Below are 4,525 nucleotides of genomic sequence, written 5' to 3' on the forward strand. Positions count from 1 at the left end.
TTTTTTTTATTTTTCCGCCTACCACCTTTATATACACTTTTAACACAACACTCTTTCCATACACGCCCCTCTTCCTATCTTTTTGCAAATTTGGTCGGCCCCCGCCGTCCAGAAGGACGGCGGGGCCCGACAAACACGATAAAAGCGGGCGCCTAGAAGCGATCCGGGAAGAAGATCTTGATCTCCCTTGCGGCGGACTCGGGGGAGTCCGAGCCGTGGACGACGTTCTCGCCGATCTCCAGAGCGTGGTCACCGCGGATGGTGCCGGGAGCGGACTTGACCGGGTCGGTCAGGCCGGCGAGGGAGCGGAAGGCCTCGATGGCGCGCGGCCCCTCCAGCACCAGCGCGACCAGCGGACCGGAGGTGATGAACTCCACCAGCTCACCGAAGAACGGCCGCTCGGAGTGCTCGGCGTAGTGCGTCTTGGCGGTGTCGACGTCCAGGGTGCGCAGCTCCAGCGCCACGACCTTCAGGCCCTTGCGCTCGACACGGGCGATCACGTCGCCGATGAGACCACGCGCCACACCGTCGGGCTTGATCAGGACAAGGGTGCGCTCGGACACTGAGGTTCTCCTTCGAACACGTATGGGTCGCTGACTGCGGTAATCGCGCGAAGTTTACCGCCCTTCGCGCGCTTTCCCGTGGTCGGCGGAGTCACTGGAGGGCCGGACCGCTCCCCGGGCCATCCTCCGGAGAGGGCGCGGGCGGTGGCACCACCACCGGCGGCGCGACCACCTTCTCCGGCTCCGGCTCCGTGTCGGGGTCCCGCTCGGGAACGCGGTCCGGCTCGTGCCGGGGCCTGGACCTGTTGCCCTTGCCCGCCCCGGCACCTCCTCCCGCCGCGGCGACGGACCCGCGCACCGGCCCGGCCTCCGGCTTCGAGCGGGCCTGCGTGTGGGAACCGGTCATCGCCTCGGAGCGCGGCCGCACCACCGTAGGCCCTGACTGTCCTCGCATGACGCCTCCCTGCCGTACCCCGCCGGCGGGATCGACCTCCCCCGCGGGAGAGGGCACCAGCCCGGAGGTGGGGCCCGCCACGGGCGAGGTGTCCGCCGTACCGGCATCCGGCGGGCTCTCCGGACTTCCCGGACTCCCCGGCAGGAGACGGGCCAGTACGGCAGCGAGCACGATCACCACGAGCACCAGGCCACCCCCGATCAGTGCCCACAGGTGCAGAGCGTCCACGAACCCGTCGACCAGCGCCTGCGGGGTCTTGGCCTCCCGCAGCTGGGCGACCTGGACACCGCTGCCCAGCAGGAATCCGGCCAGCACCGCGGGGAAGAACAGCGACAGCGCCAGGAGCGCGGCCTCCTCGGCACAGGAGCGCAGCGCGCCGGTGAGGGCCACCGAGGCACCACCCGCGAGCAGCGTGAACGGAAGAATCAGCGCGAGCCCGCCCGGAGCGGGAAGGAACAGCCGTACCGCACACAGGCCCCCGACCACCACCACCAGTCCACCGGCGGTGACCATGGGCATGGCCGTGGCGCCCAGCCGGTTCGTCAGCGCGGCGGCCAGGAGGGCCACCACGGTGGCGATCGCGAAGGCCGACCACAGGCCGGACAGACCCGGACCGCCCAGCCCGCCGAGTTCGACGTAGGTGACCTGGGCCGCGGTGGGCAGGACAACGACGCCGACCGCGACCATCGCGTAGGCCGGCGCGCGGCCGGCGGCCCCCCGTGAGGCCCCCGAGGAGGCCAGGGCGAGCAGCACGACGACGGACACCAGGGCCGCGCGGATCACGAGACTCGCCGACCAGTCGAACGTGCTGCCCAGGGCGAGGGCCGCGACGCCCGCGGCGGGCACGACCGCCCACAGCGTGCGCCCGCGTGCCGCGACGACCGCGCCCGGACCGGCGGCGCTCTCCCCGTCCTTCAGCCACAGCACGAGGTAGAGCGCGGCCAGCACGAGCGCTACCCCGGTGAGCATCGGGTACGGCTGCAGGGTGACGCGCCAGGAGTCGACCTGGTCGAGGGGCCAGAGCGCGAGCGCCTGTGCGGCCAGGAGGCTCGCTGCCAGCGCGGCCGCCCACAGCGCCCGCAGGAACGGTGAGCGCCCCCAGACGGCCATCAGGGTGGCGGGGACCAGCAGGCCCGCGCCGACACCGTGCAGGACCCGCAGGACCCCCACCAGCACCGTGGACCCTGCATAGCCGCCGGCGGCGTCCGCGAAGGCGAGCAGGGTCAGCCCCGCGACCACCATCGGGGCCGCCCGCACCCGGCGTACGAGCACCGCGGCCACCGGCATGGTCAGGACCATCGCGGGGAGCGCCAGCCCATGCGCCCTGATCATCGCTATCTGTGAGACTTCCGGTGGCAGGAGGGCTGCGACCACCGAGATGGTGTTGGGGATGGCGACGATCGCCAACGGCAGCACTACTGCTACGAGCAGTCCGAGGACGACGTCGAGCATCAACGAGACACGGAGTGCGCGCACCAGGCCCGTGGGCCCGGCGCCCACTGCCCGAGTCGGCTGAATGGGAGGGACGGCCATGTTGGCCGACTTTAGCGAGAAGTCACGCCCTCGACACGGCGAGCGACGAATATCGCTGTGATCCACAGCGCGGCGAAGATCACTCCGAGGAAGAACATGGTCGGGACCATGAAGCCGGAGGCGATGGCGAGCACCTGGACCAGGCTTCCCACGACGTAGGCGAAAGGCCGCTTGAGCAGGCCGATGACCAGCACGCAGAGGAGCGCCAGACCCAGCCCGACGGTGGCCGCGATGGCCGGTTCGACGCCCTGGGTGTTGATGGCCACCGGCGTGAACAGCCCGACGACTATGGCCTCCATGCCGAGCACGCTGGCGCAGAGGCGCCTCATGCCCGGAGTGACCGTGATCATTTCTCTCTCCTCCTCAGTCGCCCGGCCTGCGGCCGTCGGCACTCACCGCTCACTGCGTCTCGTCCGCCTTGAGCAGGAGCCGCGCGTCGCCGGCGGTGACCACGGAACCTGTGATCAACACCCCGGCACCGCTGAACTCTCCCAGAGCGTCGACCATGCCGATCGCCCTGTCGATCGCACTGTCCAACCGCTCGACCTGGTGCACCCGGTCAAGACCGAAGATCTCCTCGGCCAGCGCGGCGAGATCGTCCACGTCCATGGACCTTGGCGAGGAGTTCCGGGTCACCACGATCTCGTCCATCATCGGTTCCAGCAGCTCCAGGATGCCCTCGACGTCCTTGTCCTCGAACACCGCCAGCACTCCGATGAGCTTCGCGAAGTCGAAGGACTCGTGCACGGCGTCCAGAGTGGCCCGTATCCCCGCCGGGTTGTGCGCGGCGTCGACGACAACCGTGGGGCCCCGGCGCACCACCTCCAGCCTGCCGGGCGAGCGCACCCCCAGGAACGCCTGCCGCACCAGCTCGGCGTCGAGAGGCTCGTCCCCGCCGGTCAGCGCCTCGACCGCGGCCAGGGCGCAGGCGGCGTTGCCGGCCTGGTGAGCCCCGTACAGGGGGAGCAGGATGTCGTCATAGGTACCCTTGAGACCCTTGAGCCGGAGCAGTTGCCCACCGATGGCGAGCTCCCGGCCCAGCACTCCGAACTCCAGTCCCTCGCGTGCCACGGTGGCGCCCGTCTGGGCCGCCTGCCGCATCAGCACCGCGGCTGCGGGAAGCTCCTGCTGCGCGAGCACGGCGGTCGCCCCGGCCTTGATGATGCCGGCCTTCTCCCCCGCGATCGTCTCGACGTCGGGCCCGAGGTATTCGACATGGTCGAGGGAGATGGGCGTGATGACCGCCACAGCGCCGTCCGCGACGTTGGTGGCGTCGGTGATGCCGCCCATTCCCGTCTCGATGACCGCGACGTCCACGGGGGCGTCGGCGAACGCCGCGAACGCCATCGCGGTGAGTGTCTCGAAGAAGGAGAGCCGTCGCCCTTGAGCGTCGACCATCTCCAGGTAGGGCGCGATGTCCTCGTAGACCTCGACGAAGCGCTCCTCACTCAGTGGGGCACCGTCCACGCTGATGCGCTCGCGCATGGAGACGAGATGCGGGCTGGTGAACCGGCCGACACGCAGATTGCGCTCGCGCAGCAGCGCCTCGATCATCCGGGTCGTGCTCGACTTACCGTTCGTACCGGCCACGTGCACGACGGGATAGGAGTGCTGCGGGGAACCGAGCAGGTCCATAAGCGCGGCGATCCTGTCGAGACTGGGCTCGAAGTTCCACTCGACTCCACGCTGCATGATCGCTTGTTCAACCGCTCGATAGTCCACGTCTCCAGCCTACTGACGTCCCGGCCGGCTTCCGGACACGAGTACCCCCAACGCAAAAAAGGGCCTCACCACCCGGTGGGGCCCTTTCCCATCGCGAGATACGAAAACAGAAAGGCTCCCACGGCCGGCCAGGACTCTCCTGGAAAGCCCGAGGATCACCGGCCGACGGCCCGGATTCCAGCCGGCCGGCGGGAGCCCCGGCCTTTCGGAACTCTCCCTGGAAAGCACGAAGGCCCCCACCAAAGGTGAGGGCCCTCATGAAAGATTGTCCGGCGGCGACCTACTCTCCCACACCGTCCCCGGTGCAGTACCA

At 69.5% G+C, this 4,525-nt stretch carries 4 protein-coding genes; all 4 read right to left on the bottom strand.

The features are described from left to right. Positions 1–152 precede the first annotated feature (152 nt). The gene (gene ndk, locus ABT130_RS47045) at positions 153–563 is read right to left on the bottom strand and encodes a nucleoside-diphosphate kinase (protein WP_030924808.1); all 411 of its coding nucleotides are present in this window, start codon (positions 561–563) and stop codon (positions 153–155) included. A 91-nt stretch (positions 564–654) separates the two neighbouring features. Continuing rightward, positions 655–2,490 carry a hypothetical protein gene (locus ABT130_RS47050; RefSeq protein ID WP_350966416.1) on the bottom strand — a complete coding sequence of 612 codons (1,836 nt, stop codon included), beginning with the start codon at positions 2,488–2,490 and terminating at the stop codon, positions 655–657. 11 nt (positions 2,491–2,501) lie between these two features. Then, a complete protein-coding gene (locus ABT130_RS47055) occupies positions 2,502–2,840 on the bottom strand; it encodes a DUF4233 domain-containing protein (RefSeq protein ID WP_350928826.1) in 339 nt (112 codons plus the stop codon). A gap of 49 nt (positions 2,841–2,889) precedes the next feature. Then, positions 2,890–4,182: a bifunctional folylpolyglutamate synthase/dihydrofolate synthase gene (locus tag ABT130_RS47060; RefSeq protein ID WP_350928965.1), complete on the bottom strand. Its 1,293-nt coding sequence runs from the start codon at positions 4,180–4,182 to the stop codon at positions 2,890–2,892. Positions 4,183–4,525 lie beyond the last annotated feature (343 nt).

Origin of the sequence: Streptosporangium sp. NPDC001681 (assembly GCF_040298085.1) — a bacterium.
GTDB lineage: Bacteria > Actinomycetota > Actinomycetes > Streptosporangiales > Streptosporangiaceae > Streptosporangium.